This window comes from Novosphingobium sp. SL115 (genome assembly GCF_026672515.1).
GTDB lineage: Bacteria > Pseudomonadota > Alphaproteobacteria > Sphingomonadales > Sphingomonadaceae > Novosphingobium.
In genome coordinates, this window is record NZ_JAPPRG010000002.1 from 157,885 (window position 1) to 183,318 (window position 25,434).

At 63.1% G+C, this 25,434-nt stretch carries 31 protein-coding genes; 16 read left to right on the plus strand and 15 right to left on the minus strand.

Annotated features, from left to right (window positions below; genetic code table 11):
• Positions 1-7 precede the first annotated feature (7 nt).
• From crcB to OVA07_RS02235, 6 genes are read left to right on the plus strand one after another with little or no spacing between them, the layout of a single operon-like run.
• A complete protein-coding gene (gene crcB, locus OVA07_RS02210; RefSeq protein ID WP_268169838.1) occupies positions 8-406 on the plus strand; it encodes a fluoride efflux transporter CrcB in 399 nt (132 codons plus the stop codon).
• Positions 403-1,719 (plus strand): RluA family pseudouridine synthase, encoded by a 1,317-nt coding sequence (locus OVA07_RS02215; RefSeq protein WP_268169839.1) that lies wholly within the window; start codon positions 403-405, stop codon positions 1,717-1,719. Before crcB ends, OVA07_RS02215 begins: the two co-directional genes overlap by 4 nt.
• Complete coding sequence (locus tag OVA07_RS02220; RefSeq protein WP_268169840.1) at positions 1,719-2,318, plus strand: FMN-binding negative transcriptional regulator; 600 nt, start codon at positions 1,719-1,721, stop codon at positions 2,316-2,318. Before OVA07_RS02215 ends, OVA07_RS02220 begins: the two co-directional genes overlap by 1 nt.
• Before the next feature lie 10 nt (positions 2,319-2,328).
• A complete protein-coding gene (locus OVA07_RS02225) occupies positions 2,329-2,985 on the plus strand; it encodes an HAD-IA family hydrolase (protein ID WP_268169841.1) in 657 nt (218 codons plus the stop codon).
• Positions 2,982-3,200 carry a hypothetical protein gene (locus tag OVA07_RS02230; protein ID WP_268169842.1) on the plus strand — a complete coding sequence of 73 codons (219 nt, stop codon included), beginning with the start codon at positions 2,982-2,984 and terminating at the stop codon, positions 3,198-3,200. Before OVA07_RS02225 ends, OVA07_RS02230 begins: the two co-directional genes overlap by 4 nt.
• Positions 3,200-3,895: an ATP12 family chaperone protein gene (locus OVA07_RS02235; protein ID WP_268169843.1), complete on the plus strand. Its 696-nt coding sequence runs from the start codon at positions 3,200-3,202 to the stop codon at positions 3,893-3,895. The genes OVA07_RS02230 and OVA07_RS02235 overlap by 1 nt, the downstream gene beginning before the upstream one ends.
• A 75-nt stretch (positions 3,896-3,970) precedes the next feature.
• Here the strand turns inward: OVA07_RS02235 and OVA07_RS02240 are convergent, their stop codons facing one another.
• From OVA07_RS02240 to OVA07_RS02255, 4 genes are read right to left on the minus strand one after another with little or no spacing between them, the layout of a single operon-like run.
• On the minus strand, positions 3,971-4,546 hold the full coding sequence (locus OVA07_RS02240; RefSeq protein WP_268169844.1) for an ABC-type transport auxiliary lipoprotein family protein: 576 nt from the start codon (positions 4,544-4,546) through the stop codon (positions 3,971-3,973).
• 13 nt (positions 4,547-4,559) lie between these two features.
• Positions 4,560-5,519 carry an MlaD family protein gene (locus tag OVA07_RS02245; RefSeq protein ID WP_268169845.1) on the minus strand — a complete coding sequence of 320 codons (960 nt, stop codon included), beginning with the start codon at positions 5,517-5,519 and terminating at the stop codon, positions 4,560-4,562.
• A gap of 10 nt (positions 5,520-5,529) precedes the next feature.
• Positions 5,530-6,366: an ABC transporter ATP-binding protein gene (locus OVA07_RS02250; RefSeq protein WP_268169846.1), complete on the minus strand. Its 837-nt coding sequence runs from the start codon at positions 6,364-6,366 to the stop codon at positions 5,530-5,532.
• On the minus strand, positions 6,366-7,484 hold the full coding sequence (locus OVA07_RS02255; protein ID WP_268169847.1) for an ABC transporter permease: 1,119 nt from the start codon (positions 7,482-7,484) through the stop codon (positions 6,366-6,368). Before OVA07_RS02255 ends, OVA07_RS02250 begins: the two co-directional genes overlap by 1 nt.
• 142 nt (positions 7,485-7,626) lie before the next feature.
• Here OVA07_RS02255 and OVA07_RS02260 point away from each other — a divergent pair, with 142 nt between their 5' ends.
• Both OVA07_RS02260 and OVA07_RS02265 read left to right on the plus strand, forming a co-directional pair.
• Entirely contained in the window at positions 7,627-10,338 is a 2,712-nt protein-coding gene (locus OVA07_RS02260) for a valine--tRNA ligase (RefSeq protein WP_268169848.1), read from the plus strand.
• Positions 10,339-10,357: 19 nt separating this feature from the next.
• A complete protein-coding gene (locus OVA07_RS02265) occupies positions 10,358-11,101 on the plus strand; it encodes a 7-carboxy-7-deazaguanine synthase QueE (protein ID WP_268169849.1) in 744 nt (247 codons plus the stop codon).
• A 73-nt stretch (positions 11,102-11,174) separates the two neighbouring features.
• Here the strand turns inward: OVA07_RS02265 and ssb are convergent, their stop codons facing one another.
• The 5 genes from ssb to OVA07_RS02290 all read right to left on the minus strand — a co-directional run bounded on the left by ssb (position 11,175) and on the right by OVA07_RS02290 (position 15,313).
• Positions 11,175-11,744, minus strand: a complete 570-nt coding sequence (gene ssb / locus OVA07_RS02270; RefSeq protein ID WP_268169850.1) for a single-stranded DNA-binding protein — start codon at positions 11,742-11,744, stop codon at positions 11,175-11,177.
• A 97-nt stretch (positions 11,745-11,841) separates the two neighbouring features.
• Positions 11,842-13,701 (minus strand): ferrous iron transporter B, encoded by a 1,860-nt coding sequence (gene feoB / locus OVA07_RS02275; protein WP_268169851.1) that lies wholly within the window; start codon positions 13,699-13,701, stop codon positions 11,842-11,844.
• Positions 13,698-13,955, minus strand: coding sequence for a FeoA family protein (locus OVA07_RS02280; RefSeq protein WP_268169852.1), 258 nt, complete (start codon positions 13,953-13,955; stop codon positions 13,698-13,700). Before OVA07_RS02280 ends, feoB begins: the two co-directional genes overlap by 4 nt.
• A gap of 91 nt (positions 13,956-14,046) precedes the next feature.
• Positions 14,047-14,700, minus strand: coding sequence for a COQ9 family protein (locus OVA07_RS02285; RefSeq protein WP_268169853.1), 654 nt, complete (start codon positions 14,698-14,700; stop codon positions 14,047-14,049).
• 1 nt (position 14,701) lies between these two features.
• Positions 14,702-15,313: an ankyrin repeat domain-containing protein gene (locus OVA07_RS02290; protein ID WP_268169854.1), complete on the minus strand. Its 612-nt coding sequence runs from the start codon at positions 15,311-15,313 to the stop codon at positions 14,702-14,704.
• Between the two features lie 96 nt (positions 15,314-15,409).
• Between OVA07_RS02290 and OVA07_RS02295 the strand changes: the two genes are divergently transcribed.
• From OVA07_RS02295 to OVA07_RS02320, 6 genes are read left to right on the plus strand one after another with little or no spacing between them, the layout of a single operon-like run.
• Positions 15,410-16,024 (plus strand): SCO family protein, encoded by a 615-nt coding sequence (locus OVA07_RS02295; protein ID WP_268169855.1) that lies wholly within the window; start codon positions 15,410-15,412, stop codon positions 16,022-16,024.
• Positions 16,012-16,464 carry a YcgN family cysteine cluster protein gene (locus tag OVA07_RS02300; RefSeq protein ID WP_268169856.1) on the plus strand — a complete coding sequence of 151 codons (453 nt, stop codon included), beginning with the start codon at positions 16,012-16,014 and terminating at the stop codon, positions 16,462-16,464. The genes OVA07_RS02295 and OVA07_RS02300 overlap by 13 nt, the downstream gene beginning before the upstream one ends.
• Positions 16,457-17,230, plus strand: a complete 774-nt coding sequence (locus OVA07_RS02305; RefSeq protein ID WP_268169857.1) for a M48 family metallopeptidase — start codon at positions 16,457-16,459, stop codon at positions 17,228-17,230. The genes OVA07_RS02300 and OVA07_RS02305 overlap by 8 nt, the downstream gene beginning before the upstream one ends.
• A 53-nt stretch (positions 17,231-17,283) precedes the next feature.
• Positions 17,284-17,775, plus strand: coding sequence for a hypothetical protein (locus tag OVA07_RS02310; RefSeq protein WP_268169858.1), 492 nt, complete (start codon positions 17,284-17,286; stop codon positions 17,773-17,775).
• Complete coding sequence (gene ribD, locus OVA07_RS02315) at positions 17,772-18,743, plus strand: bifunctional diaminohydroxyphosphoribosylaminopyrimidine deaminase/5-amino-6-(5-phosphoribosylamino)uracil reductase RibD (RefSeq protein WP_268169859.1); 972 nt, start codon at positions 17,772-17,774, stop codon at positions 18,741-18,743. Before OVA07_RS02310 ends, ribD begins: the two co-directional genes overlap by 4 nt.
• Before the next feature lie 12 nt (positions 18,744-18,755).
• Entirely contained in the window at positions 18,756-19,379 is a 624-nt protein-coding gene (locus OVA07_RS02320; RefSeq protein ID WP_268169860.1) for a riboflavin synthase, read from the plus strand.
• Positions 19,380-19,422: 43 nt separating this feature from the next.
• Here OVA07_RS02320 and OVA07_RS02325 read toward each other — a convergent pair whose 3' ends face one another.
• The 4 genes from OVA07_RS02325 to OVA07_RS19080 form a co-directional block, all read right to left on the minus strand.
• On the minus strand, positions 19,423-20,091 hold the full coding sequence (locus OVA07_RS02325) for an alpha/beta fold hydrolase (protein ID WP_268169861.1): 669 nt from the start codon (positions 20,089-20,091) through the stop codon (positions 19,423-19,425).
• 2 nt (positions 20,092-20,093) lie between these two features.
• Positions 20,094-20,975, minus strand: coding sequence for a methylenetetrahydrofolate reductase (locus OVA07_RS02330; protein ID WP_268169862.1), 882 nt, complete (start codon positions 20,973-20,975; stop codon positions 20,094-20,096).
• Between the two features lie 82 nt (positions 20,976-21,057).
• Positions 21,058-21,525, minus strand: coding sequence for a hypothetical protein (locus OVA07_RS19075; protein WP_326493087.1), 468 nt, complete (start codon positions 21,523-21,525; stop codon positions 21,058-21,060).
• Between the two features lie 97 nt (positions 21,526-21,622).
• Positions 21,623-22,462 (minus strand): hypothetical protein, encoded by an 840-nt coding sequence (locus tag OVA07_RS19080; RefSeq protein WP_326493088.1) that lies wholly within the window; start codon positions 22,460-22,462, stop codon positions 21,623-21,625.
• A gap of 122 nt (positions 22,463-22,584) precedes the next feature.
• On the opposite strand from OVA07_RS19080, the gene purU reads away from it, so the two are divergent.
• The gene (gene purU / locus OVA07_RS02340) at positions 22,585-23,439 is read left to right on the plus strand and encodes a formyltetrahydrofolate deformylase (protein ID WP_268169863.1); all 855 of its coding nucleotides are present in this window, start codon (positions 22,585-22,587) and stop codon (positions 23,437-23,439) included.
• Between the two features lie 80 nt (positions 23,440-23,519).
• Positions 23,520-23,921: a VOC family protein gene (locus OVA07_RS02345; protein WP_268169864.1), complete on the plus strand. Its 402-nt coding sequence runs from the start codon at positions 23,520-23,522 to the stop codon at positions 23,919-23,921.
• Here the strand turns inward: OVA07_RS02345 and OVA07_RS02350 are convergent.
• Together OVA07_RS02350 and OVA07_RS02355 are read right to left on the minus strand one after the other, a co-directional pair.
• Positions 23,918-24,658, minus strand: coding sequence for an alpha/beta fold hydrolase (locus OVA07_RS02350; protein WP_268169865.1), 741 nt, complete (start codon positions 24,656-24,658; stop codon positions 23,918-23,920). The genes OVA07_RS02345 and OVA07_RS02350 overlap by 4 nt on opposite strands.
• Positions 24,658-25,434: a glutathione S-transferase family protein gene (locus OVA07_RS02355; protein WP_268169866.1), complete on the minus strand. Its 777-nt coding sequence runs from the start codon at positions 25,432-25,434 to the stop codon at positions 24,658-24,660. The genes OVA07_RS02350 and OVA07_RS02355 overlap by 1 nt, the downstream gene beginning before the upstream one ends.

Below are 25,434 nucleotides of genomic sequence, written 5' to 3' on the forward strand. Positions count from 1 at the left end.
GGCCGGGATGAACTCTCCCAATTCCCTGACAGCCAGCGCGATTGTAGCGCTGGGCGGCGGCACCGGTGCGGTGCTGCGCTATCACGTCGGTCGCTTTATCGGCAGCATTGCCGGACCCAACAATACGTTCCCCTGGGGAACCTTCACGATCAATGTCGTGGGCAGTGTGCTGATGGGCATTCTGGCCGGATGGCTGGCGCGGCATGATGCGGGCGAGGCCTGGCGGCTGATGCTGGGCGTGGGCGTATTGGGTGGTTTCACCACCTTTTCCGCATTCAGCCTTGAAGCGGCCCTGCTGGTGCAGCGAGGCCTGACCGGGCTGGCGGCGATTTATGCCGCAGGATCAGTGCTGGCAGGCGTGGCCGGGCTGTTTATGGGTCTTTCGATCATGCGAGGTGCAGCATGAGCCGCAGCCATATGCCGGACGACAACGTCCGCCAGTTTACCGTGGGCCGCGATGATGCGGGCGCACGGCTGGACCGCTGGTTCAAGCGCCATCTGCCGCAAGTGGGCTTTGCCACGGTTTCGCGCTGGGCGCGTACCGGGCAGATTCGGCTGGATGGCAAACGCGCAGATGTGGATACCCGGCTGGAAGCAGGGCAGATCCTGCGCGTGCCGCCGGGCAATGCAACCCCGGTGGGCACACCCGGCAAGGGCGCGCGTCCGCGCAAGCCATTGACCGAAGAACAGATCGCGCTGGCCGAATCGATGGTGCTGGAAAAGGACCGCGCCGCGATTGTGCTGAACAAGCCGCCGGGCCTTGCCACGCAAGGCGGCAGCGGCACGTATGAGCACGTCGACGGGCTGCTGGATGCCTATGTCGGTGAAAAGGAAGCGCGTCCCCGGCTGGTGCACCGGTTGGACAAGGATACGTCCGGCGTTCTGCTGATTGCCCGCACGCCGGGCAGCGCTGCGTTCTTTTCGCGGCATTTTTCGGGCCGGTCGGCGCGCAAGATCTATTGGGCGCTGGTCACCGGCGTGCCCGATGTGAAGGACGGGCTGATCGAACTGCCGCTGGCCAAGCAGCCGGGCACGGGCGGCGAAAAGATGATGGTGGACGAAAGCGGACAGGGCCAGTCGGCCCGCACTCGCTATCGCGTCATCAGCCGCGCAGGCAATGCGGCGGCATGGGTGGAATTGCAGCCGCTGACCGGACGCACGCACCAGTTGCGCGTGCATATGGCCGCCATCGGCCACCCGATTGTCGGCGACGGCAAATATGGCGGGCAGGCCGCGTTCCTGACCGGCACGATCAGCCGCAAGATGCACCTGCACGCGCGCCGTTTGCGGATTGAACATCCCGAAGGCGACCTGATCGACGTGACGGCTCCCCTGCCCGATCACTTTGCCGCCAGCATGGCCAGCCTCGGCTTCCATGAAGAAGACGGCGATCTGGCCATCGATCCGATCAAACCGATCCCCGAAAAGACCATGCAGAAACGCGCGGCCAAGGCGCATTCCAAGGAATACCGCAAGGAACGCCGGGGCGAGCGCCGCAAGCGATCCGATAGCGACGCGGGCGGAGGCAGCGCAGCGCGCAAGCCCACGGGCAAGCGTGCGGCGACAGGTGCCAAGGCTGGCCCAGTTGGGAAGAGCGGGCCGGTTGGGAAAAGCGGGCCGGGCGGAAAGCCGGGCGCGAAGCCGGGGCCGCGCAAGCCTGCTGGCGGGCGCACTACGGGTAAGCCGACCGGTGCGCCAAGGGGTGGCAAGACGCACTAATGCATCCCAATCCGGCGTTCAGGCATGATGACCGCGCGCTGCTGGAGGCGCTGATCGCTGAAATCGGGTTCGGCATGGTGTTTGCCACCACGCCGGACGGGCCGCGCGTTGGCCATGTGCCGCTGCTATATACCGGTGATGGCGCGGTGCAGTTCCATCTGGCGCGCGGCAATGCGCTGACGCGGCATATCGACGGCATGACGGCGCTGGTGGTTATCAACGGGCCGGACGGGTATGTTTCGCCGCGCTGGTATGCCGACCCGGCGCAAGTGCCGACATGGAACTATGTGGCGCTGGAACTGGAAGGCCGGGTGCGGCGGGTGGATCAGGATGGGCTGACCGCGATGCTGGAAGGCCTTTCTGCCGCCAACGAAGCGCGCCTTGCGGGTGAGCCGTGGACGATGGACAAGACGCCACAGGATGCACTGCGCAAGATGATGGCGGCGATTGTCGGGTTCGAGATGGAAATTCTGGCGTGGCGTCCCACTTTCAAGCTGTCACAGAACAAGAGCACGGACGAGCGTGCGCGCGTGGCCGATGGGCTTGAAGCGCATGGATCCCCGGCAATGGCCGAACTGATGCGGAGGCTGGTGCCTTGAGAGTCGTAAAATGAAGTTGGCGATTTTCGATTGCGACGGGACGCTGGTGGACAGCCAGGCCGATATCTGCGCGGCAATGGATGCGGCGTTTACCGCAGCCGGGCTGATTCCGCCCGAACGCCACGCGACGCGGCGGGTGGTGGGGCTTTCGCTGCACGAAGCGATGCGCCAATTGCACCCGCAAGGCGCGCATGGAGACCACGCCAGCCTGACCCAGCTTTACAAGGATGCCTTTCGTGCCCGGCGCGAGGCGGGGCATGTGGGCGAGCCGCTGTATGACGGCATTGCCGAACTGATTGAAGGATTGGCGGCAGAAGGCTGGCAACTGGCTGTGGCGACGGGCAAATCGGACCGGGGGCTGGCGCACTGCCTTGCTGCGCATGGCCTGACCCGACATTTCGTTTCGTTGCAGACGGCGGACCGGCATCCTTCAAAGCCTGACCCTTCGATGATCGAACAGTGCATTGCCGATGCCGGGGCCGACCGCCACCGCACCGCGATGATTGGCGATACGGTCTATGACATCGCCATGGCGAAGAATGCGGGCGTGCGCGGGATCGGGGTGGACTGGGGCTATCACGATCCGCACGAGTTGATCGATGCCGGGGCCGAGGCTGTGGCGACGAGCATGGCGCATTTGCGTGCGTTACTGGGGGCCGTGGCATGAGCGATCCGGCGATGGCGCGCTATTTCACGCTGCAACTGGTACGCGCATCGGGCGCGGTGCTGGTACTGCTGGGCGTGATGATGCAGGCGGGCAAAGGCCCGGCGTTCCTGAACGGGCTGCCCCCGATTGTCGGCTTTGTGCTGGCGGCGGTGGGGCTGGTCGATTTCTTTTTCCTGCCGCGCATGTTGGCGCGGCGCTGGCGGACTCCTGATTGATGAAGCGGTTTTACAAGGAAGCGGCAGCCGTTGCGATTGACGGCGGGTTTGGCGTTGCGCTGGACGGGCGCAAGATCAAGACCGTGGGTGGGCGGGCACAAGTGGTGCCGACACTGGCGCTGGCCGAGGCGATGGCAGCGGAATGGGTCGCGCAGGGTGAAGAGATTGACCCGGCGCTGTTCATGTTCCGCGACATGGCAGATTATGCGATCGACGTGGTGGCGCAGGATACCGGCGCGGTGGTGACCGACCTTGTGCCTTATGCCGAAACGGACACGCTGTGCTATCGCGCGGAGCCGGACGAGCCATTTGCCGCGCGCCAGCGGCTGATGTGGGAGCCGCTGCTGACCGCCACTGAGGCGCGGTTGGACGTTGCCTTTGTGCGGGTGACGGGCGTGATGCACAAGCCGCAGAACCCGCAGGCGATTGCCGCGATGAAGGCGGAGATTGACCGACTGGATGCGTTCCAGCTTGCCGCCTTGCAGAACACCACCAGCCTTGCCGCATCGCTGATTATCGGGTTGGCGGCGCTGGCCGATCATGCCGATCTGGATGCGCTGTGGGATGCGGCCAATCTGGAAGAAGACTGGCAGGCCGAACTGTGGGGCAAGGACGAGGAAGCGCTGGAACGGCGCGCGCGGCGGGCGGCGGGCTTTGCCGCGGCGGCGCGGTTTGCGGGGCTGGCGCGGGGATAAGCCCCTCCGCCAGTCACTTGACGTGACTGGCACCTCCCCATTTGTGCGTGCCGCAAAAACGGGGAGGATTTATCGTTATTCCACCCAGTCGGCCACCTGCCGCGCTACGGTGTTGGCAGCCTGATTGAGCGCGGGGCCGACATATTTGGCGTCGGCTTCCACCACCGGCACCGTGCTTTCGAAACGGCGGGTTTCGACGCGGCCATTGCCGCCTTCCTTTACCGCATCGAAGCGGACCACGGCCATGCGGGTGCGGGCATCATAGCCCATGTCGAGCAGACGGCCCGACAGGTGCATACCGCTGGCGCCGGGGTCGTTTTCAATCACCAGACGGTTGCCCTTGGCGCGGATGGTTTCAGCGACAAGGCGTTGAAACAGGCGTGAAGGGCGTTCGACCCACATCGTCTTTTTCAGATAGGCGACGTTGGCATCGTCGATCTGCACGGGCACGCGGGTAACGGCAAGACGCGCCTCTGCCGCAGGTTCCAGCACGACCAGCGCGGTGCCGAATGTGCCGCTGGCGCCGGTGCCCGCCGCGACCGTGGTGGCAGGCGTGAGCGCAAGCAAGGTGTCGGGCACTTTGGGGCCAAGGCTGACGCAGCCTGCCAAAGTGGCAGAAAGGCCGAGCGCGATCAGGGTCTTGTGCAACATCTTCATCGCCTCCTCAGTCCTTGTAATCAGGCAGCTTTGGTCCGCCGACCAGCCCGCCGACACCGCGATCGCCAATCTTGTCGGTCACTTCACGCAAAGACCGCGTGGTGGCCTGAAGATCACGGATAGCAGCTTCGGCGGCAGGCAACGTGCGTTCGTTCAACTGCTTTGCCGCAGGGCGCGCATCGTTGAGCGTGCCTTGCAGGGCATCGGCTGCGCCTTGTGCCGATTTCAGCGTCTGGCGCATCTGCCGGGCAAGGCCGTTGCCTTCGTCATTCAGCATGGAATCGGCTGAATTGGTAAGCTTTTCAAAACTGGCCAGCGAATAGTTGGCCTGCCGCAAGGTGGCCTGCAGTTCGGCCATGACCCGCTTCACATCGGGCGAGGCATCGGCAAGGTTGCCGGTCATCTTGTCGGTATTGGCAAGGATGTTCTCGATCGACTTCTGATTCTTGTCCGACAGCACCATGGTCAGGCGTTCGGTCAGCGTGGCCAGACGTTCCAGCAAAAGCGGCGCGTTGGACAGGATTTCACCAAGGCCGGACCGCTTGGTCGGGATCACCGGCACGCCTTCCGGGCAGGCGGCGCGCTTGTTTTCCTTCGGACATTCGATCAGTGGCGCGCCTTTTACAGCGCCAGAAAGCTGAATGGTGGAAACGCCGGTAAAGCTGCCCTGAAGGCTGGCGGTGGTGCCCTGAAGGATGGGAACCTTGTGATCGACCGCGATGCGCACCCGGACAAATTCGGGATCGCGTTCCCACAATTCGATTTCCTTCACCTGCCCCGAAGGGACGCCGGAAAAGGCGACTTCGGACCCCTTGGCCAGGCCATCGACGGACTGTTTGAAGAAGATGTCGTATTCGTTGAGCTTGCCCTGATTGAGCCGCGCGATCCAAACGGTCAGCAGAGCCGTAGCCGCCAGCAATGCCAGCGTGACCAGCCCGACCCAGATATGGTTTGCGCGCGTTTCCATCGGTCTTTCCTTATGACTCTTCGGCTGGCGGCGCGATGCCAAGGGCATCGGCATTGACCGCCACGTTGCGAGCTTGCGCGTCCTGCGCGGCGCGGCCACGCGGGCCATTGAAATATTCCTGAATCCACGGGTGATCCAGTGCCAGCAGTTCAGGAATCGTTCCCACCGCAATCACCTTCTTATCGGCCAGCACAGCCACCCGGTCACAAATCTCGTACAGGGTATCAAGATCGTGGGTGATGAGAAACACGGTGAGGCCCAGCGTCTGCTGCAATTGCAGGATCAACTGGTCGAATGCTGCCGCACCGATGGGATCAAGCCCGGCAGTGGGTTCATCCAGAAACAGCAGTTCGGGATCGAGCGCGAGCGCGCGGGCGATACCGGCACGCTTTTTCATGCCGCCAGACAGTTCGGATGGGTATTTGCTTGTCGCTTCGGCAGGAAGACCCGACAGCAGCACTTTATACCGTGCGATTTCGTGCCGCAGTTCGTCGCTGATTTCGGGGTAGAATTCGCGCAAGGGGACTTCGACGTTTTCCGCCACGGTCAGCGTGGAGAACAGCGCCCCGCCCTGAAACAGCACGCCCCAGCGGCTGCGGATATCGATGTCGTCATCGTCACGGGCATCAGTGATGGAACTGCCCAGCACATCGACTTCGCCTGCATCGGGAATTTGCAGCCCGATGATGGTGCGCATCAACACAGATTTGCCGGTGCCCGACCCGCCGACCACCCCAAGGATTTCGCCCTTACGCACGTCCAGATCGACGCCATCGTGGATGACGTGATCGCCAAACACATTGCGCAGGCCATGGACGCGGATGGGAAAATCGGTTGCCGCGCCCATCAACCCCACCCGATTTCGGTGAAGAACACCGCGAAGAAGGCATCGAGAACGATGACAGTGAAGATGGCCATGACCACGGCGGCGGTGGTGCGGGTGCCGACTTCTTCGGCGTTATTTTTCACCTGCATGCCCTGATAGCACCCGGCCAGCGCGACGATCAGCCCGAACACCGGGGCCTTGGTCAGCCCCACCCAGACGTCGTGCAGAGGCACCACTTCCTGAATGCGCGACAGGAAGGTGAAAAACGGGATGCCCAGCGTGAGCGAGGACAGGAACGCCCCCCCGATGATGCCAAGGAACGCCGAATAGAAGCCAAGCAGCGGCATCATAATCATCGTGGCAAGGATGCGCGGCAGAACCAGCGCTTCCATGGGCGAGACGCCGATGGTGCGCATGGCGTCGATTTCCTCAGTCAGCTTCATCGTGCCGAGTTGCGCCGCAAAGGCCGAGCCGGAGCGGCCTGCGACCATGATGGCAGTCATCAGCACGCCGAGTTCGCGCAAGGTGAGCCGGCCAACGAGATTGACGGTGTAGATTTCCGCACCGAACTGGCGCAACTGCACCGCGCCCTGTTGAGCAATGACGATGCCGACAAGGAAGCTCATCAAGGCGACGATGGCCAGCGCGTTGACACCCACCAGTTCCATCTGGTGCACCAGCGCCTTCATGCGAAAACGCGACGGGTGGCGAACGAGTGTGCCGGTAGCCAGAATGATCTGGCCGAGGAAACCTGCCACCTGCAACGCGCCATGGCCCAGACCCAGCATGATTTCACCGACATGCGCAGGCACACGTTCAAACAGCGGGAGGCGCGGGGCACGCACGGATTCTGCGTTGGAATCGGCTTTGCTGATCGCGTCGATCAGCTTGCGTGCATCATCGCTGCATCCAGTGATCTGGGCATCGGTATCGCGCGAAATGCGCCACACCGTCCACGCGCCCACGGTGTCCATGGCAGTGACGGCGGCAAGGTCAATCGTGGACAGGGTTTGATCGAGATCGCGCAGACGCGCATCGGTATGGCCGAGCGAGGCGACCGTCATCGGCCCGCGAAAAGCAAGCGTCGCCCCCAGTTCCCCGGTGGCAGGCGTGAGATCAAATTCGGTCAGTGCCCGCATCGTACCCGCTTCATGGGGGAAATTGGTTGGGGCGACAAGTGCATCACATGCGGCGTAACGCGGGAACAGCCTGAGTTGTTCCGCGTGGCGTCATGCTTTGCACGCTTGCAGGTATGCCAGCGCGGTGGCAATGCGCGGCGCTATGACCGAACAGAATCCTGCAGAACTGGCCAAGACGTTCGAACCCGCCGCGATCGAGGCGAAGTGGTATGCCCATTGGGAACAGGGCGGCCTGTTCCGGCCCGACCGGCCCGAAGCCGCGCCTTTCACCATCGTCAACCCGCCGCCGAACGTAACCGGATCGCTCCACATCGGACACGCGCTGGACAATACGTTGCAGGACGTGGTGATCCGGTACGAACGTCTGCGCGGCAAGGATGCGCTGTGGGTGGTGGGCACCGACCACGCGGGCATTGCCACGCAGATGGTGGTGGAACGCCAGATGGAGGCGCGGCAGGACAAGCGCACCAACTACACCCGCGATGAATTTATCGACAAGGTGTGGGAGTGGAAGCACGAATCTGGCGGGACCATTACCGGCCAGCTTCGCCGCCTGGGCTGTTCGATGGACTGGTCCAGAGAACAGTTCACCATGGACCCGCACTTTACCCGCGCGGTGGTGAAGGTGTTCGTGGACCTGCACAGCCAAGGCCTGATCTATCGTGACAAGCGACTGGTGAACTGGGACCCCAAGCTGAAAACCGCGATTTCCGACCTTGAGGTGGAAACGCGCGAAACGCAGGGCGGGTTCTGGCACTTCAAGTATCCGCTGGCCGATGGTGTGACCCGCGATGACGGGCTGGATTATATCGAGGTGGCAACGACGCGCCCCGAAACGATGCTGGCCGACATGTGCGTGGCGGTGCATCCCGAGGATGCGCGGTACGCAAGCGTGATCGGCAAGGACATCCTGCAACCGCTGACCGGTCGCCGGTTCAAGGTGGTGGCCGATGAACACGCCGACCCCGAACTGGGCAGCGGCGCGGTGAAGATTACGCCGGGGCACGATTTCAACGACTTTGACGTGGGCAAGCGCGCCGGGATCAAGGCGGGCGACATGCTCAACATGTTCGATGCCGAAGCCAAGGTTGTGCAGACCGCCGACGAGCTTGTGCCCGCCGAGTTTCTTGGCCTTGACCGGTTCGACGCGCGCAAGCTGGTGGTCGAACGGATGAAGGAAGATGGCTTCCTGATCCCGCACATCACGAAGGACAAGGAAGGCAACGAGGTTTCCGCCGACTTTGAACCGCGCACGATCCAGACGCCGTTCGGTGACCGTGGCGGGGTGGTGATCGAACCTTGGCTGACCGATCAGTGGTATGTCGATGCTGAAACGCTGGCCAAGGCTCCGCTGGAAGCCGTGCGGTCTGGCGCCATCGAGATTGTGCCCAAGACGTGGGAGAAGACGTTCTTCAACTGGATGGAGAACATCCAGCCTTGGTGCGTCAGCCGCCAGTTGTGGTGGGGGCACCGGATTCCGGCCTGGTATGCCGAAGACGGGTCGGTTTTCGTGGCCGAAACAGAAGAAGACGCGCAGGCGCTGGCCGGGAACAAGGCGTTGACCCGCGACGAAGACGTCCTCGACACATGGTTCTCGTCCGCGCTCTGGCCTTTCGCCACGCTGGGTTGGCCGGATGAAGACGCGCCGCTGTTGAAGAAGCACTATCCCAATGACCTGCTGGTTTCGGGCTTTGACATCCTGTTCTTCTGGGATGCGCGCATGGCGATGCAGGGCCTGCACTTCATGAAAGAAGTGCCGTGGAAGAAGCTGTATCTGCATGGGCTAGTCCGCGCGGCGGATGGCGCGAAGATGAGCAAGTCCAAGGGCAACGTGGTCGACCCGCTGGGCCTGATCGACAAGTACGGGGCCGACGCGCTGCGTTTCTTCATGTGCGCCATGGAAAGCCAGGGCCGCGACGTGAAGATGGATGAACGCCGCGTCGAGGGGTATCGCAACTTCGCCACGAAGCTGTGGAACGCGGCGCGGTTCTGCCAGAGCAACGGCATCACCGGCAGCAAATCGGTTGCGGCTCCTGCGGCGACCAGCGCGGTGAACAAGTGGATCATCGGCGAAGTGGTGGAAACCGCCGCTGCGCTGGATCAGGCCATGGCCGACCTGCGCTTCGACGCGGCGGCGAACACCGTCTATCACTTTGTCTGGGACCAGTTCTGCGACTGGTACATCGAACTGGTAAAGGGCAACTTCGACGCGGAAACCCGCGCCGTGGCTGGCTGGGTGCTGGACCAGATTCTGGTGATGCTGCACCCGTTCATGCCGTTCGTAACCGAAGAACTGTGGCACGCGTTGTCTGACCCCGCCCAACCTCGCAACGCCGAACTGATCGTCGCGGAATGGGTGAAGCCCGAAGCCGTGGTCGATGCGGCGGCCAAGCGTGAGGTCGAATGGCTGATCGCGCTGGTGTCCGCGCTGCGCACCGCCAAGAACGAGCTGGGCATTGCGCCGGGCGCAAAGCTGGATGCGTTCCTGCCCGAACCTTCGGCCCAGACCCGCGCGATCATCGAAGCCAATCCGGCCGCGATCGAGCGGCTGGCGCGGCTGAACGGCATCCGCTTTGAACCGGCACCCGCAGGCGCGGCGATGCAGGTTGGGGCGGGCGATGCCAATATCGTAGTGCCGCTGGATGGCGTGATCGACATTGCCGCCGAAAAGGCCCGTCTGGAAAAGGCGCTGGCAACCTCGCAAAAGGAAGCCAAGTCTTTGGAAGGGCGGCTTTCCAACGCTTCGTTCGTGGAAAAGGCCAAGCCCGAAGCGGTGGAAAAGGCGCGCGCCGACCATGCCATGCATGCCGCCGAAGCCGAACGGCTGGCCGCGGCCCTGAAGCGGCTGGGGTGATGACGGGGGCAACCCGGTCATGCTGACACTGGCAACAGTGAACCCCGGCGAGCCGGAGGTCTTCGCCTCCTTGCAGGGCGAAGGCCCCGGCATGGGGCGGCCGTCGATCTTCGTGCGGCTGTCGCGGTGCAATCTGGCCTGCCGCTGGTGCGATACGGCCTATACCTGGCGGTTCGTGGGCGACAATCGTCCGCACCGTGACGAGGTGGCGTTTGAACGCGCAGAGAACCAGCTTGGGTTGAGCGAGGCGGACGTTGCCGCGCTGATCCTGCGCCACCCTGAGGACCGGCTGGTGATTACCGGCGGCGAGCCGCTGTTGCAGGGGGCCGCGCTGGCGCGGCTGGTGGCGCTGTTAAAGGCTGCGCGCCCTGCCCTGCATGTGGAAGTTGAGACGAACGGAACCGTGGCGGCGCATCCTGCGCTGGACGAGCTGGTCGACCAGTTCAACGTCAGCCCCAAGCTGGCCCATTCGGGCAATGCCGCCGATCTGGCGCTGGTGCCCGAAAGGCTGGAAGCATGGGCGCGCGATGCGCGGGCGTGGTTCAAGTTCGTGGTGGCAAGCCCGGCGGATCTGGCCGAGATTTCAGCGCTTCAGGCGCAGTACGCAATTGCGGCGGACCACCTGTTCGTGATGCCCGAAGGCACCACCAGCGCGGGTCTGCGCGAACGGTCGCGCTGGCTGGCCGAAGAAGCGCTGGAGCGCGGTTGGCGGTTTACCGACCGGCTGCATATTCATCTCTATGGGGATACGCGGGGGACTTGATTCCCTGACAAAACTGCCCTGAAATACCACTTACACCCCCGCTTGTGCGGGGGCGTAAGTGGTGTGGGTGCGATCAGAACGGGATATCGTCGTCCAGATCGTCGTTGAAACCGCCAGCGCTGCCGCCACCCTGATTCCAGCCGCCTGCTGCGCCACCACCCGATGCGCCACCGCGCGATGAACCGCCGCCGTAGCCGCCACCTGACGAGCCGCCTTCGTTCCAGCCGCCGCTGCTGCCGCCGGACGAACGGCCACCGCCGCCGCCCATACCGCCGCCACCGCCGCCTGCACCGCCCGATCCATCAAGCATGGTGAGGTTGCCGTTCACGCCGACCGAAACTTCGGTGGTGTAACGATCATTGCCCGACTGGTCCTGCCATTTGCGGGTGCGCAGCGACCCTTCGATATAGACCTTGCTGCCCTTGCGCAGAAAGCGTTCGACCACGCCGACAAGCCCGTCAGACTGGATGACGACGCTGTGCCATTCGGTGCGCTCCTTGCGTTCACCACTGGCGCGATCTTTCCAGCTTTCCGACGTGGCAATGCGCAGGTTGGCGATGCGGCCCCCGTTCTGGAAGCTCTTCACCTCTGGATCGGCCCCCAAGTTGCCGACGAGGATGACCTTGTTGACGCTGCCTGCCATCGAATCGTGTCCCTTTTGATGTGGGGCATGGCCTAGCGCATGGCGGCGGCGGATTTGAGTCTGTGTCGCAGAGTTTTCCAGAAGGAATTGATCAGGCTTAACCCAGCCCCATGGCCGTGGCGGTCCAGAAGGTGATGCCCGCGGAAACATAGGCCAGCGCGAAGAGGTAGGCGAGCATGAAGGCGGGCCATTTCCAGCCGTTGGTTTCGCGCCGCGCCACTGCGATGGTCGACAGGCACTGCGGCGCGAAGACGAACCATGCAAGGAACGCCAGTGCCATCGGCAGGGTCCAGCGGGTCTTGAGCTGGTCGCCCAGTTCCATGGCGGCCTGTTCCTCATCATCGCTGGCGCTGACCGCATATGTGGTGGCAAGCGAGCTGACCGCCACTTCGCGCGCGGCCATGGCGGGAATGATCGCAAGGCTCATATCCCGGTTGAAGCCGATGGGATCGAGGACAACCGCAAGACCATTGGCCAGCGTTCCGGCGATGGAGGCGTTGACTTGATCCTGTCCCGGTTCGGCGCGGGGGAAGTTCAGCAAAATCCATAGCGCGATGGTGACGGTGAAGATCATCGTGCCCGCGCGGCGCAGGAATATCCATGCGCGCTGCCACAGGCCCAGCGCCAGATCCTTTACGGTCGGAAGCTGATACTTGGGCAGTTCCATGATGAAACCGGACGCCGCGCCCTTCGTCACCGAGCGGCGCAGGACGAGCGCCACGGCCATCGCGCCGACGATACCGGCGACATAGAGCGCGAACATGACAAGGCCCTGAAGACCGATGCCCGGCCCGACGCGCGTGTTGGGAATGAACGCGGCGATGATGACCGCATAGACCGGCAGGCGTGCCGAACAGGTCATCATGGGCGCGATCAGGATGGTGGTCAGCCGGTCCTTGGGATCGGTGATCGACCGCGTGGCCATGATGCCGGGAATGGCGCAGGCAAAGCTGGACAGCAGCGGAATGAAGCTGCGTCCGGAAAGGCCGACGCCCGCCATCAGGCGGTCCATCAGGAAGGCGGCGCGGGCCATATAGCCGGTCGCCTCCATCGTCAGGATGAAGAAGAACAGGATGATGATCTGCGGCAGGAACACCACGACCGAGCCGACGCCCGCAATCACCCCGTCGGTGATAAGATCGCGCACGAGGCTGGCGGGCATGATCTGCTTGACCAGATCACCCAGCGCGCCAACGGTCGCTTCGATACCGTCGGCAAAGGGTGTGGCCCAGGTAAACACCGCCTGAAACACCACGAACAACAGCGCGAACAGGATGGGCGGGCCGAGCCATGGGTGGAGCAGCAGCTTGTCCATGCGCGCGTGAATGCGGTGTTTGGCGGTTTCGGACAGGATCGCGCCATGCGCCATTTCATGCGCCAGCATGCGGCGCTCTGGCAGGGTGACGTGCGGGCGCGGCGCGGGATGGTCGGCGTCCGGCCGGTCGCGCGCTTCGCCAATGGCGGCGGCAAGTTCCGCAAGACCGCGGCGGCGCACGGCGACGGTGGGGATGACCGGCACGCCCAGAGCGGTTTGCAACGCTGCGGGATCGAGCGTGAGGCCGTCCCGCTCTGCCAGATCGACCATGTTGAGCGCGACCACGGTGGGACGGCCCAGTTCAATCACTTCCTGCGCCAGCACCAGATGCTGTTCGAGGTTGGAACTGTCGAGTACGATAACCAATACGTCGGGCCGGGCCTGCCCCGCCTGTTCACCCATGATGACCTTGCGGGTCACTTCTTCGTCCGGGCTGGTGGCATGAAGACCATAAGTGCCGGGAAGATCGACCAGTTCTACCGGTTCACCCGATGCCAGCGCAAGGCGGCCCGCTTTGCGTTCCACGGTAACGCCGGGATAATTGGCGATCTTCTGGCGCGCGCCGGTGAGCGCGTTGAACAGCGCGCTTTTGCCCGCGTTGGGATTGCCGACCAGAGCGGCGACGGTGGGTTGGCGGGTCATGCTTCCAGCGTTTCGGAAATGAGTTCGACCTGCATGGCGCGGGCGTGGACGCGGCGGATGGCCACGGTCATCCGGCCGATTTCGACGGCCAGCGGATCACGCCCCAGAAAGACACCGCGATAGGCGAGCATCACCCGCGCGCCGTCATCAAGACCCAGCGCCTGAAGACGCTGCGCCTCTTCCGGTACGAGATGGGACCAATCGACTGCCGTGATTCGGGCAGGTTTGCCGAGGGGAAGCTGATCTAGTGTCACGCCTTCCCGCTGCCATAGCGCGGGGGTGTTTGCAAGTCATTCGCAATAGAATTGCGCTGGATCAAAAGGAGAGATGTCGGGACTTGCCCCGTCAAACGGCCGGGTAGCGCAGGCGGCCAAGCAGGCGGGTAAGGCTGAAGGTTTCGTCGCGGGGCTTCATCAGCCGGACCTTGGCCCTTTCGAAGCGCATCACACCTTCGATGCGGCGGTCGAGGAAAGCGCGAGTCTCAGCGTGATCTTCGGACGTGTCATTGGCGAAGACGGTGAGCGTGGCGGCATAGATCGAGCCGAGCGTCAGGCGCTTGGTATAGTGGTTGTAATCGGTGGCGACATCACCCGCCAGACGCCACATGGCATCGGCGCTGGACCAGCCGAGGCGCGTGGCGGCGCCCAGGTTTTGCGGCATGGCCATGATCGCCAGCGCGCGGCGCAAGGCTTCCTGCTGCCCGGCCACGGCGTCCAGACGGAACTGGACAAGGCGGCGAATGCGCTCGCGGATCGACAGGTTGGAAAGCTGGGTGGCGGGCAGTGCATCGGCCATGTCGGAATCGATCCGCGCGATCCATGCCGCGATCATCGCCATCGGCCCATCGGCAAAGGCAAAGCGGGCCAGTGCAATATCAGTGCCGGTGGCTTCTGCCGCTGCGGTAACGGCAGCTTCGGTCCAGCCATCGAATACGGCAGATGCCGCCACTTCGGGCGCAAGGCGCAGGCGCAGGGCGTGCAGGGTGGAGTCTTGCGTCATGTCAGAACGAAGGCCCGTAGGTTTTCTTGGGCGCTCCGGTTTCCTTGGTGGCGCGCTCGATCTCGCCCAGAACCGGACTGCTTTTCCCGTCCAGCGCGGCGTAATCGCGGGCGGAACGGCCCGAATTGTCCGGCCGGTCAGCATTCGCGCCTGCCTTTATCAGGAGGCGCACCAGCGACAGGTCGCGGCGGTGGACTGCGCTGATAAGCGGGGTTTCGCCGGTATTGTTGGCTTCATCCACGCGCGCGCCCGATTTGATGAGTTCGTCCACGCCTTCGACAAAGCCGATCTCGACCGCCTGAACCAGCGGGGTGACGCCGCGATTGTCGCGCGCGTTGACGTTGGCCCCCTTGCCGACAAGAAACTGGATCCACACCAGATCGCGTCGCGCGACGACGATGTGAAGCGCAGTCTGGCCGGTGGTGTAATCCTTGGTGTTGATGATTTGCGTGCCCGGTTCGTTGAGCGCGTTGGTGACCTTGTCACCCTCTTTCTTGCGGACGGCGTCGAGGAACTTGTAGCTGTCGGAAAACTGGGCCTGCGCCGGGATGGCGGTGGCGGCGGCGAGCAGGATCGCGAGAGGGGCGATGGTCCTGCGCATGATCGACAGCATTTGTTCCTCCTGTTGGTGCCGCAAGCGGATGTTATCGTGCCGCAGCGGACTCGCCTCTTGCAAGGGCACGGTTAGCAGAGCATGAACCGGCGCGCCATGGCCCTGAAACTTCGCACCCTTTCGCCCCGATCCGCTTTTCTGGCGCTTGCCGCAAGCTGCACTTTTGCGCTGGGCGCATGTGGCGGCACACCTGCCGAAGAGCCGCCGCTGGCAGGCGCGGCCATTGGCGGGGACTTTACCCTGACCGGCAAGGACGGCAAGCCAGTGCGCTGGACCGATTTCAACGGCAAGTATCGCGTGGTCTATTTCGGCTATACCTTCTGCCCGGATGTGTGCCCGGTAGATTTGCAGAACATTGCGCAGGGGTTGAAACTGCTGGGTAAGGATCACGCCGATCTGGCGGCGAAAATCGTGCCCATTTTCATCACCATCGATCCTGCGCGCGACACACCGCAAATGGTGGGTGAATATGCCGCCAATTTCGGGCCGAACATGATCGGCCTTTCGGGCACGCCCGAACAGATTGCCGCCGTGGCCAAGAAGTGGGCGGTCTTCGCGCAGAAGCGGGAAGGCGGATCTTCCACTGAATACCTGATGGATCACAGCCGCGCCGCCTATCTGATGGGACCGCAGGGTGAACCGATTGCCCTGCTGCCTGCCGAAAAGGATGCCAAGGCCGTGGCCGCCGATCTGGGCAAGTGGGTGAAGTGAGCGCGGACCGCTTCTGGGAAAAGCCGGTTGAGGCGCTGACCCGCGAACAGTGGGAAGCGCTGTGCGATGGCTGTGGCAAGTGCTGCCTGCACAAGTTGGAGGATGACACCACCGGCGAGGTGCATCACACCAATGTCGCCTGCCGCCTGCTGAACCTGAAGACCGCACAATGCAGCGATTACAAGCACCGCCGCGCCTATGTGCCCGATTGCCTGCGGCTGACGCCCAAGTTGGCGCGGCAATTGCCGTGGCTGCCCGATACCTGCGCCTATCGCCTGCGCGTGGACGGCGATCCGCTGCCCGATTGGCATTACCTGATTTCGGGCGACCGCGAAGCGGTGCATCGCGCCGGACAATCGGTGGTGGGCAAGGCGATCAGCGAAACGCTGGCTGGGCCACTGGAAGAACACATCGTTCCGGCAGACCATTTCGATGCTTGATTGGCTGAAACGCGCCAACACCAAAGCGAAGGAAGCATCTGCCCCTGCCAAAGCAGGCGCGCGCAAGATTGCTCCGCGCACGATCGAGGTGGACGGGCGTGAATTGCCGCTGGTGGTGCGCAAACTGGGCCATGCCCGGCGCATGACGCTGCGCCTTGCCCCCGATGGCAGCGAGGCGCGCGTGTCGATCCCGGCATGGGGCCGCGTGGGCGATGCCGAAGCCTTTGCCCGGACCCGTGCCGACTGGCTGGCCGGGCAACTGGCCAACCTGCCCGAAACCCGCACCATTGCACCGGGATCGACGGTGGCGTTCCGTGGCGATCCTTTGCGCATAGACTGGCAGGAGCGCGCGCGGCGCAGGCCGGTGGTTGCGGACGGCACGATTCTGATCGGCGGGCCGCTGGAAGGCCTGTCCGGGCGTCTGCAGCGCGGGCTGGAAGCCGAGGCGCTGAAACTGGTGGCGGTGGACCTGGCGCATTACTGCGCGTTGGCAGATGAGGAAGTGCCGCGCCTTTCGCTGTCGCGCGCGCAGCGGCGCTGGGGCAGTTGTGCATCAGACGGCACCATACGCATCAACTGGCGGCTTGTCATGGCACCCGATTTCGTGCGGCGGTCCGTGGTGGCGCATGAAGTGGCGCATATGCGGCATTTCGATCATAGCCCCGCGTTCCACGCCCATCTGGCCAGCCTGTTCGAAGGCGAGATCGATGCCGCCAACCACTGGCTGAAGCGGCATGGGCGCGGGCTGTACGCGCCTTTTGGATAAGGTGCGATGGTGACGGGTGGCGCAAAGCGCCAAGCCGCCCTATCTAGGCGCGCATGAAGGGCTTTTTCCGCAATATATCGCCGCGCCGCGCCGTCGTTGACCTGTGGGAGGTTATCGGTGCGCCCAGCGAATACAAGGTGATCGGGCTGGTTCTGGCGGCGACGGTCACTGGCGGCATCTTTTTCGTGATGAGCAATCAGGGCGGGCGTGGTTTGCCCAAACCACCTGTCATCACCTATTTCCCCAGTTTTCTGGATGGGCGGACCGACGCCGAAATCCTTGCCGAGAACCGTGCGGCAACGGCCAAGGCCAAAGCCGAAGAAGCCGAGGAAGAAGCCCGGCAGGAACGCATCCGCCAGATGTACAAGTCTGTGGGCAACGCGACCGGGGTTGAAACGAAAAAGGCTTATGAAGAAGGCAAGGCCGAGCGCGAGGAAGCCAAGCGCAAGCTGGACGCAGCGCGCAAGGAGATCCTTGACCAGCACATGATCGACAACCCGGTGTTCGACCGTGAACAGAAGGCTGCGACTGCGAGCGATCAATGAGCCGCGATGACGATCTGCGCTGGCTGAACGCAGCGGCGGCACTGGCCGCACGCGGAAGGCCGCTAAGCCGCCCCAACCCGGCGGTGGGCGCGGTGATTGTCAGCGACGGGATCGTGATCGGGCGCGGATTCACACAGGTGGGCGGCAGACCCCATGCCGAAGCGCAGGCGCTGGCCATGGCAGGCGATGCAGCGCGCGGCGGCACGCTTTACGTCACGCTGGAGCCTTGCGCCCATGCCAGCGCGCGTGGGCCTTCGTGCACATCGCTGCTGTTGCAAAGCGGTCTGGCACGCGTAGTCATTGGCATGGAAGACCCTGATCCCCGCACCGCGGGCAATGGCATTGCGGCGTTGCAGGCTGCGGGCATTGCCGCGCAGGTTCTGCCCTGCCCTGCGGCGCAGGCGTCGCTGGCGGGATATCTGTTGCGGATGACGCAAGGTAGGCCAGAAGTGACGCTGAAGCTGGCCGTGTCGCTGGATGGCAGTATTGCCATGGCGGATGGATCAAGCCAGTGGATCACCGGGACGGAAGCGCGCGCGCATTGCCATGTGGAACGCGCGCGGGCCGATGCCATTCTGGTGGGCGGCGGCACGTTGCGCGCCGATGCGCCACGGCTGGACGTGCGCCTACCGGGCCTTGAACAGCGCAGCCCGCAACGGATGGTGCTGACGCGCGGCGCAGCACCGCAAGGGTGGACGGCAGTGGCAGACATTGCCGCGCCGGGGGCCTTTGGCGAGGCGCAATACCTGTTTGTGGAAGGCGGCGCGGGCGCTGCGGCGGCGTTTCTGGCCGCGGACATGGTGGACCGCCTGCTGATCTATCGCGCGCCCATCGTGATCGGCAGCGGGCTGGCGTGCATCGGGGATATTGGGCTGGAATCACTGGCACTGGCACATGGACGGTGGCGGCAGGTGGACCGGCGGAGGCTTGGCAGCGATGCGCTGGACGTTTACGAACGCGCGCGTTGAAGGAGATTTTTGATGTTTACCGGGATCGTCACCGAAGTCGGCAATATCCTGTCCATTGAAGACAAGGGCGACCGCCACATTACCATTTCATGCGCGATGGACCCCGCCAAGATCGCCATTGGCGCGTCGATTGCCTGTTCGGGCGTGTGCCTGACCGTGGTGGACAAGGGCGGTGTGGCCGGTGAAGGCTGGTTCGCGGTGGACGTTTCGGGTGAGACGATAAGCTGCACCGCGCCAGAACAGTGGCAGGCTGGCGCGCCGTTGAACCTGGAGCCCGCGCTGAAGCTGGGCGATGAGCTGGGCGGACATATCGTGACCGGCCACGTCGATGCGGTGGGCGAAGTGGTGAGCGTGACCCCTGTGGGCGCATCGCTGCAATTCATAATCGCCGCGCCCAAGGATCTGGCCCCCTATATCGCGGCCAAGGGTTCGATCACCGTGAACGGCGTGTCGCTGACCGTGAACGAGGTGACCGATCAGGCTGATGGCGCGTGCCACTTCATGCTGAACATCATTCCGCACACTGCCGAAGTGACCACGCTGGGCACGCTGACGCCGGGCGCAAAGGTCAATCTGGAAATTGACGTGCTGGCGCGCTACCTCAAGCGGATGCAGAGTCTGGCTGCGCAGGGGTAAGCAATAGGTTTCGCGCAGAGACGCGAAACCCGAAGAACGATAGTCAGACGCAGCCCAGCACGATTTGCAGCAGTTGTTCGGGCTGGTCGGACATCACATCGTGGCTCGCCTCCGCCTCGTGATATTCCCATGCGGGATCGGCCTGCACCCTGTCGCGGAACTGCGCGAAGGGGGTGGGCTGCCATGCATTGGCGAAGATATAGATATGGCGTGGGATTTTTGCTTCCTCGCCGGTGAAGCGCACAGCTTCCACCAGTGTCAGCAGCGGGTGCGGGGATAGCGCGGGGTTTTCAAGGCCCGGCAGCGGGGCGACCGCACCGGGAGTGTGCTTCTGGCTGCCGATGTAGTGGTTGTGTTCCCAATCGCCGGTCAGATCCCACAGCGACTGGCCATCGCGCGGCAGGAAGGCATCGACATAGACGATAGCGTCAATGCGTCCGCCCAGCCGCGTGGCGGTGCCGGTGATGACCATGCCGCCCCACGAATGGCCAATCAGCACGAAGCGATCAAAACCCGCCTGTTCGATCTGGGTGCAGACATCATCGATGTGCGTGGTCAGCGTGATGCCGGGGTGAAATTCGTCACGGCGTTTGCCAAGACCGGTCAGGTCTGCGGCCAGCACACGATGCCCGGCGGCAGTGAGGCTAGCGGCCAAGCGATCCCACGCAAAGCCGCTGCCCCATGCTCCGTGGACAAGGACGAAATCGGCCATGGTCAGGCCCCGATGCCGTGCTTCTTGTTATAGCTGTGCAGCCATTCCAGCGTCTTGGTCAGTCCACCGAAGGGATAGAAGTGCAGGCGCACCTTGCCGTGTTCTTCGCCAAGGCCTTCGGCGAAAGCATTGACCAGCTTGTCCGGCCCGGCAGTGCCGAGCAGGTTCGTGACCGAGATGCCGTATTTCTTGAGGACGGACGTTGAGGCGCCCACGCCGCAGCGCGCGGCAAAGGCCAGCAGGCGCTTGATACCTGCCGGGCCGGGCACGCCGATACGCACCGGGGCGTCGATGCCGCGCGCGCGCAGGTCTTTCAGCCAGGTGAGGAAAGCGTCAGGATCAAACCCGAACTGGGTGACGATCAGCGGGGCCATGCCGCGCGCGGTGATTTCAGCAACCTTCTTTTCCAGCACGGCCCAGCATTCCGCTTCGGTCATATTGGGGTGGCCTTCGGGGTGGCCGCCGATGCCGATGGCCTTGATCCCGGCGCGTTCGAACGCGCCCGTGGCGATCAGCGCCGAGGTATCGAAATAGGGGCCAACAGGTTCCGGCGGATCGCCCGCGACGATGAAGCAGCGCTGTACGCCGGCCTGGTCGACCACGGCGCGCAGGTAGCCTTCGAAATCGTCTTCCGAAGTAATGCGGCGAGCGGAGAAATGGGGCATCGGCTCAAAGCCGAGCTGGCGCACCGCGACCGTGGCGGCGACGCGGGCGGCGACATCTTCACCGGGGAGGAAAGTGACCGCAATAGGAGTGTCTGCCGGGATGAGCGGGGCGGCATCGCGCAGCGACGCTTCGTCCTTCGCGGTCATCTCAAGCGAGAAACCATCGGTGATCCCGTCGGGCGCCTTGTCCCAGTTGGGATGGATTTGGGGTGTTGCCATGATCGGGAATCCTCAGTTCGGTTGAAGGCTGCCCGCCCGGCCACCTTTGCGGTGATCCGGGCGGGGCCTGTTTCAGTTGACCTTAGCGGGCGGTGCGCCAGCCTTCGGCGTAGTTTTCACGCGCAACGCGGCTGTAGGGGACCGGCGAGACGATCACGCGGACGTTGAGCTGCTTGTGCGGTTCAACCGTGGTCTTCTTGGTGCCGCCGTTTTCTTCGCCCCAAACCACATGCAGTTCGGTGCCGAACGGGATTTCCGGGTCGATGGTGGCCAGCGACAGCGCCTGCTTTTCGTTGAACGAGAAGCCGGTAAACATCGACAGGCCAACGGTCTTGCCATCGGCATCGACGACGCGGTCGTAGTTGGACGAAGCATAGTTCGCCAGCGGCACGTCGAAGAACTTGTAGGCTTCACCGTCCGGGTTGAACATCGAAGCCATGATCTTGGCCATGTCTTCGGGGTTCCACGCCAGCGTAACCTTCTTGCGCTGTTCGGCCGGGTTCAGGGCTTCGAGCGCTTCGCGGCCATGGAAATCATGGTCGAACTTCACGAAGTTGCCGTAACCCAGTTCCCACGGGTTGAGGTAGTAGTCTTCGATGTTGTCGGAGACGAACGAGCCGCCGATCGAACCAGTAGCTTCGTAGCTGTCAGCAGCCAGCCATTCGCGGAAGCCCCTTGAGCTTTTCGCCGGTGTAGATGGCGGGCAGCGGCGAGGGAATCCAGCCCGATTCCAGCGTGTTCGACGGATAGGCGCGGCTGCCGCAAGCGATCAGGCCGAATTCCTTGCCCGCTTCCAGAATGGCGGCACGGATTTCTTCCTGCTCTTCATACGGACCCCAGATTTCAAGGCCCGGTGCGCCCGACATGCCGTGGCGCAGCGTCTTCACGGTCTTGCCCGCGATGTTCATCGTCGACATGTTGAAGAACTTGAGCTGTTCCAGCGGACCGCCGTGCAGCTTTTCGATCACGGCCCATGCGTTCGGACCCTGGATCTGGAAGCGCCATTCCTTGCGGGTGACGGGCTTGCCCATCGGGCGCATCGGCGAACGGTCGTCCAGTTCGATTTCGACGTCATAGCCGCCGGTGGCAGCGTGGTAACGCAGCCAGTTGGAAGCAGGGGCGCGACCGACATAGGTGAAGCTCTGTTCTTCTTCCCAGAAGATGATGCCATCACCAATGACGTGGCCATAAGGCGTGGTCGGAACGTACTGCTTGGCCTTGTTGACCGCCCAGCCCTTTGAGCTGTTAATCATGGTATCAGACAGCAGCTTGTGCGCGTCCTTGCCACGAATGTAGAGGTTGACCATGTGGTGCGACTGGTCAAACAGCACCGCGCTGTGCTGCCATGCCCACTGTTCCGAACGCCAGTTCGAAAATTCCGGTGCGACCACTGGATAGACATAGGCGCCAAGCTGCGAGTTGCGCAGCATGTCCACCACATTGCCGTTCTGGTTGATTACCTCTTCGAGGTTCTTGGCTGCCATCATATCTCTCCCGACGTGAAAATGGCTGGTTGAAAAATTTGTATGCAACACATACAAGTTTGAACGGGATTCGCAATGGCAAATGTTGCGCTCTATGAGGCGCATGCCCGATGGGAGAGAATTCGATGACTGCACCGCTGATTTTGACGCTTTCGTGTGATGACAAGCCGGGTATTGTGGCCCGCGTGACCGGCAACCTGTTCGAAGCCGGTGGCAACATTCAGGAAGCACAGCAGTTCGACGATCCGCAGAGCGGGCGCTTTTTCATGCGCGTGGTGTTCAATCCGGGCGAATCGGCTGCCGACGCTTTCCGTGCAGCATTTGCACCGGTTGCGCAGCATTATGGCATGGACTGGAACATCCGCGACACCGCGACTAACCGCAAGGTCGTGCTGATGGTGTCGAAGTTCGATCACTGTCTGGGCGATCTTCTGTATCGCGCCCGCATTGGCGAACTGCCGATGGATGTGGTGGCGATTCTGGGTAACCACCCCAAGGAAGCGCTGAACATCTCGCTGATCGGGGACATGCCCTATTATCATCTGCCGATCACCAAGGACACCAAGCCGCAGCAGGAAGCCGAAGTGAAGCGCATCGTTACCGAAACGGGGGCGGAACTGGTGGTGCTGGCGCGTTACATGCAGATCCTGTCGGACGATCTGGCATCGTTCCTTTCGGGCCGCTGCATCAACATCCACCATTCGTTCCTGCCCAGCTTCAAGGGCGCAAAGCCGTATCATCAGGCGCACGCGCGCGGCGTGAAGATGATTGGCGCGACCGGACATTATGTGACCGCCGACCTTGATGAAGGTCCGATCATCCATCAGGACACCGAAACGGTGACCCATGCCGACACGCCCGAAGATCTGGTGCGCAAGGGCCGCGATGTGGAACGCCGCGTTCTGGCCGAAGCGGTGCGCCTGCATCTGGAAGACCGCGCGCTGGTGAATGGCAACAAGACCGTCGTGTTCAAGAGCTGATAGTTTTGACCAGTTGAGATCAAGCGGCGGCGGAGGCACCATGGCTTCCGCCGCCGTTTTTCCATGCGGGAGAGAGAACAATGCACGTCAACGCGCTGGATCACGTCAACATCATCACCGACCGGCTGGATGAAACGGCAGAGTTCTATCACGAACTGCTGGGGCTGGAGCGGCGCGATGGCCCTGCCCCGCTGACGCCGGACAATGCGCAATGGATGTTTGATGGTGCAGGCCGCGCGATTATCCACATCAACGCGGTTGATTGCCCGCGCGCCTATGACCGGGACGTGCAGCCCGGATCGCTGACCGGCGCGATCCACCATGTTGCGCTGAATTGCAGCGGGTATGACGAAGTGCTGCGCCGCGTGGGGGCGATGGGACTGGATTGCCAGACCAATCTGGTAGAGGCGATTGGCCTGCGCCAGATCTTTACCGCCGACCCCAACAACGTGCTGCTGGAACTGAACTTTTTCGCAGATTAGGCCGGAATGGCAGTCTCAAGCGCGTCCGCCAGTTCCTGCGGCTTTGACAGGTAAGGGCTGTGGTCGGCTTCGAGCGTGACGACATGCGCGCCGGGCGAATATTGCTGCATCTTGCGCTGGCTGTCGATCGGGATGGTGCGGTCCCGCGTGCATTCGACATATGTGCGCGGGAGGCTGCCCCAGCGTTCGGGCGTCAGATGCAGCTTTTCAGAGCGGGGAGCGTGCGGTTCGGCCAGCAGGCGCGCCATCGCGGCTTCCACCAGAGCGGGCGGTGAGACTTGCGCGAAGATCGCGGGTGCGTGCGCGATATCGATCACCGTGGCGACACCGCCATGGACTTTGCTGATGATGGCATCGAACGCAGGGTTCGGGCCTTCCAGCTCCTTGAACTCGGCTCGGCTCATGCCTGATGGCAGCATCATGGCGCAGATATAGACCAGCGCGTCCATGGCCTGCGGATCGCGCTCCGCCGTCGTGGAGATAACCAGACCTCCGCGCGAATGGCCGCCCAGCACCACGGGCGCGCCGCCAAGCTGCGCTTTCAGATCGCGGCAATGCTGCGCAGCAAATTCACCCCAGTCCGCCAGCGTGACGGCAGCCATTTCTTCTGCCGTGCCACCCATGCCAGGCAGGGTTGGCGCAACGACGATATGGCCGCGCGCACGCAGAATTTTCGCAACCAGATCGAAACACCAACCACCGTGCCATGATCCGTGGATCAGGACGAAACCGGCCATCAGCGCACTTCGCCCGACCAGACGCGCAGGCCCGGCGCCGTGCGGTCTTCACCCTTCAGTGCTTCGGCAATTGCAGAGCGTGCGGCCATGCGGTCGCGCCATTCGCACAGGCGCGGCGCGCGCGCAGCAATTTCCATTTCAGGGAACATGCGCTCTACCATGATGCCGCAGTGGGAATAGAAATTGATGTCCGCCAGCGTATAGGTATCGCCTGCCAGCCAGCGGGTTTGGCCAAGCTGCGCTTCCACTTTGGCCACCGCATATTCGATCTTGGCCGTGGCGTTGGCAAGGTCCGCTTCGGAAAAGCCGGAGCGCGCGGTGGCCCACTTCTTGCGCTGGTCGGGCAGGGGAATGCTTTCCAGCAGCTTTTCAAAATCACCGGATTCGATGTTGCGCGCGATCACGCCGACCATGCGGTGCCAGCCATGCATCGACACGAAATTCATCACATGCTCGTCAACGAACTTGTTCCAGTAGCGCATCCGCGCCGCGCCCACCGGATCGCGCGGGCGCAGCGGGGCGTCCGCGGGCTGGGCATCGGGGAAGGCGTCTTCCAGATATTCGTTGATGACGGTGGTGTGGGTAATGATCGCGCCATCATGGTCCAGCACCGGCACCTGACCTTCGGGATTGATCGCGGTGAACCACGGCTGGTGCTGTTCAAACTTGTGCAGATCGACATAGATGCTTTCGTAAGCCAACCCCTTTTCCTTCAAGGGGATCATCGACTTCAGCGAATTCGCCAGCGGTTCGGCGTGGTAGTATTTCAGGCTCAT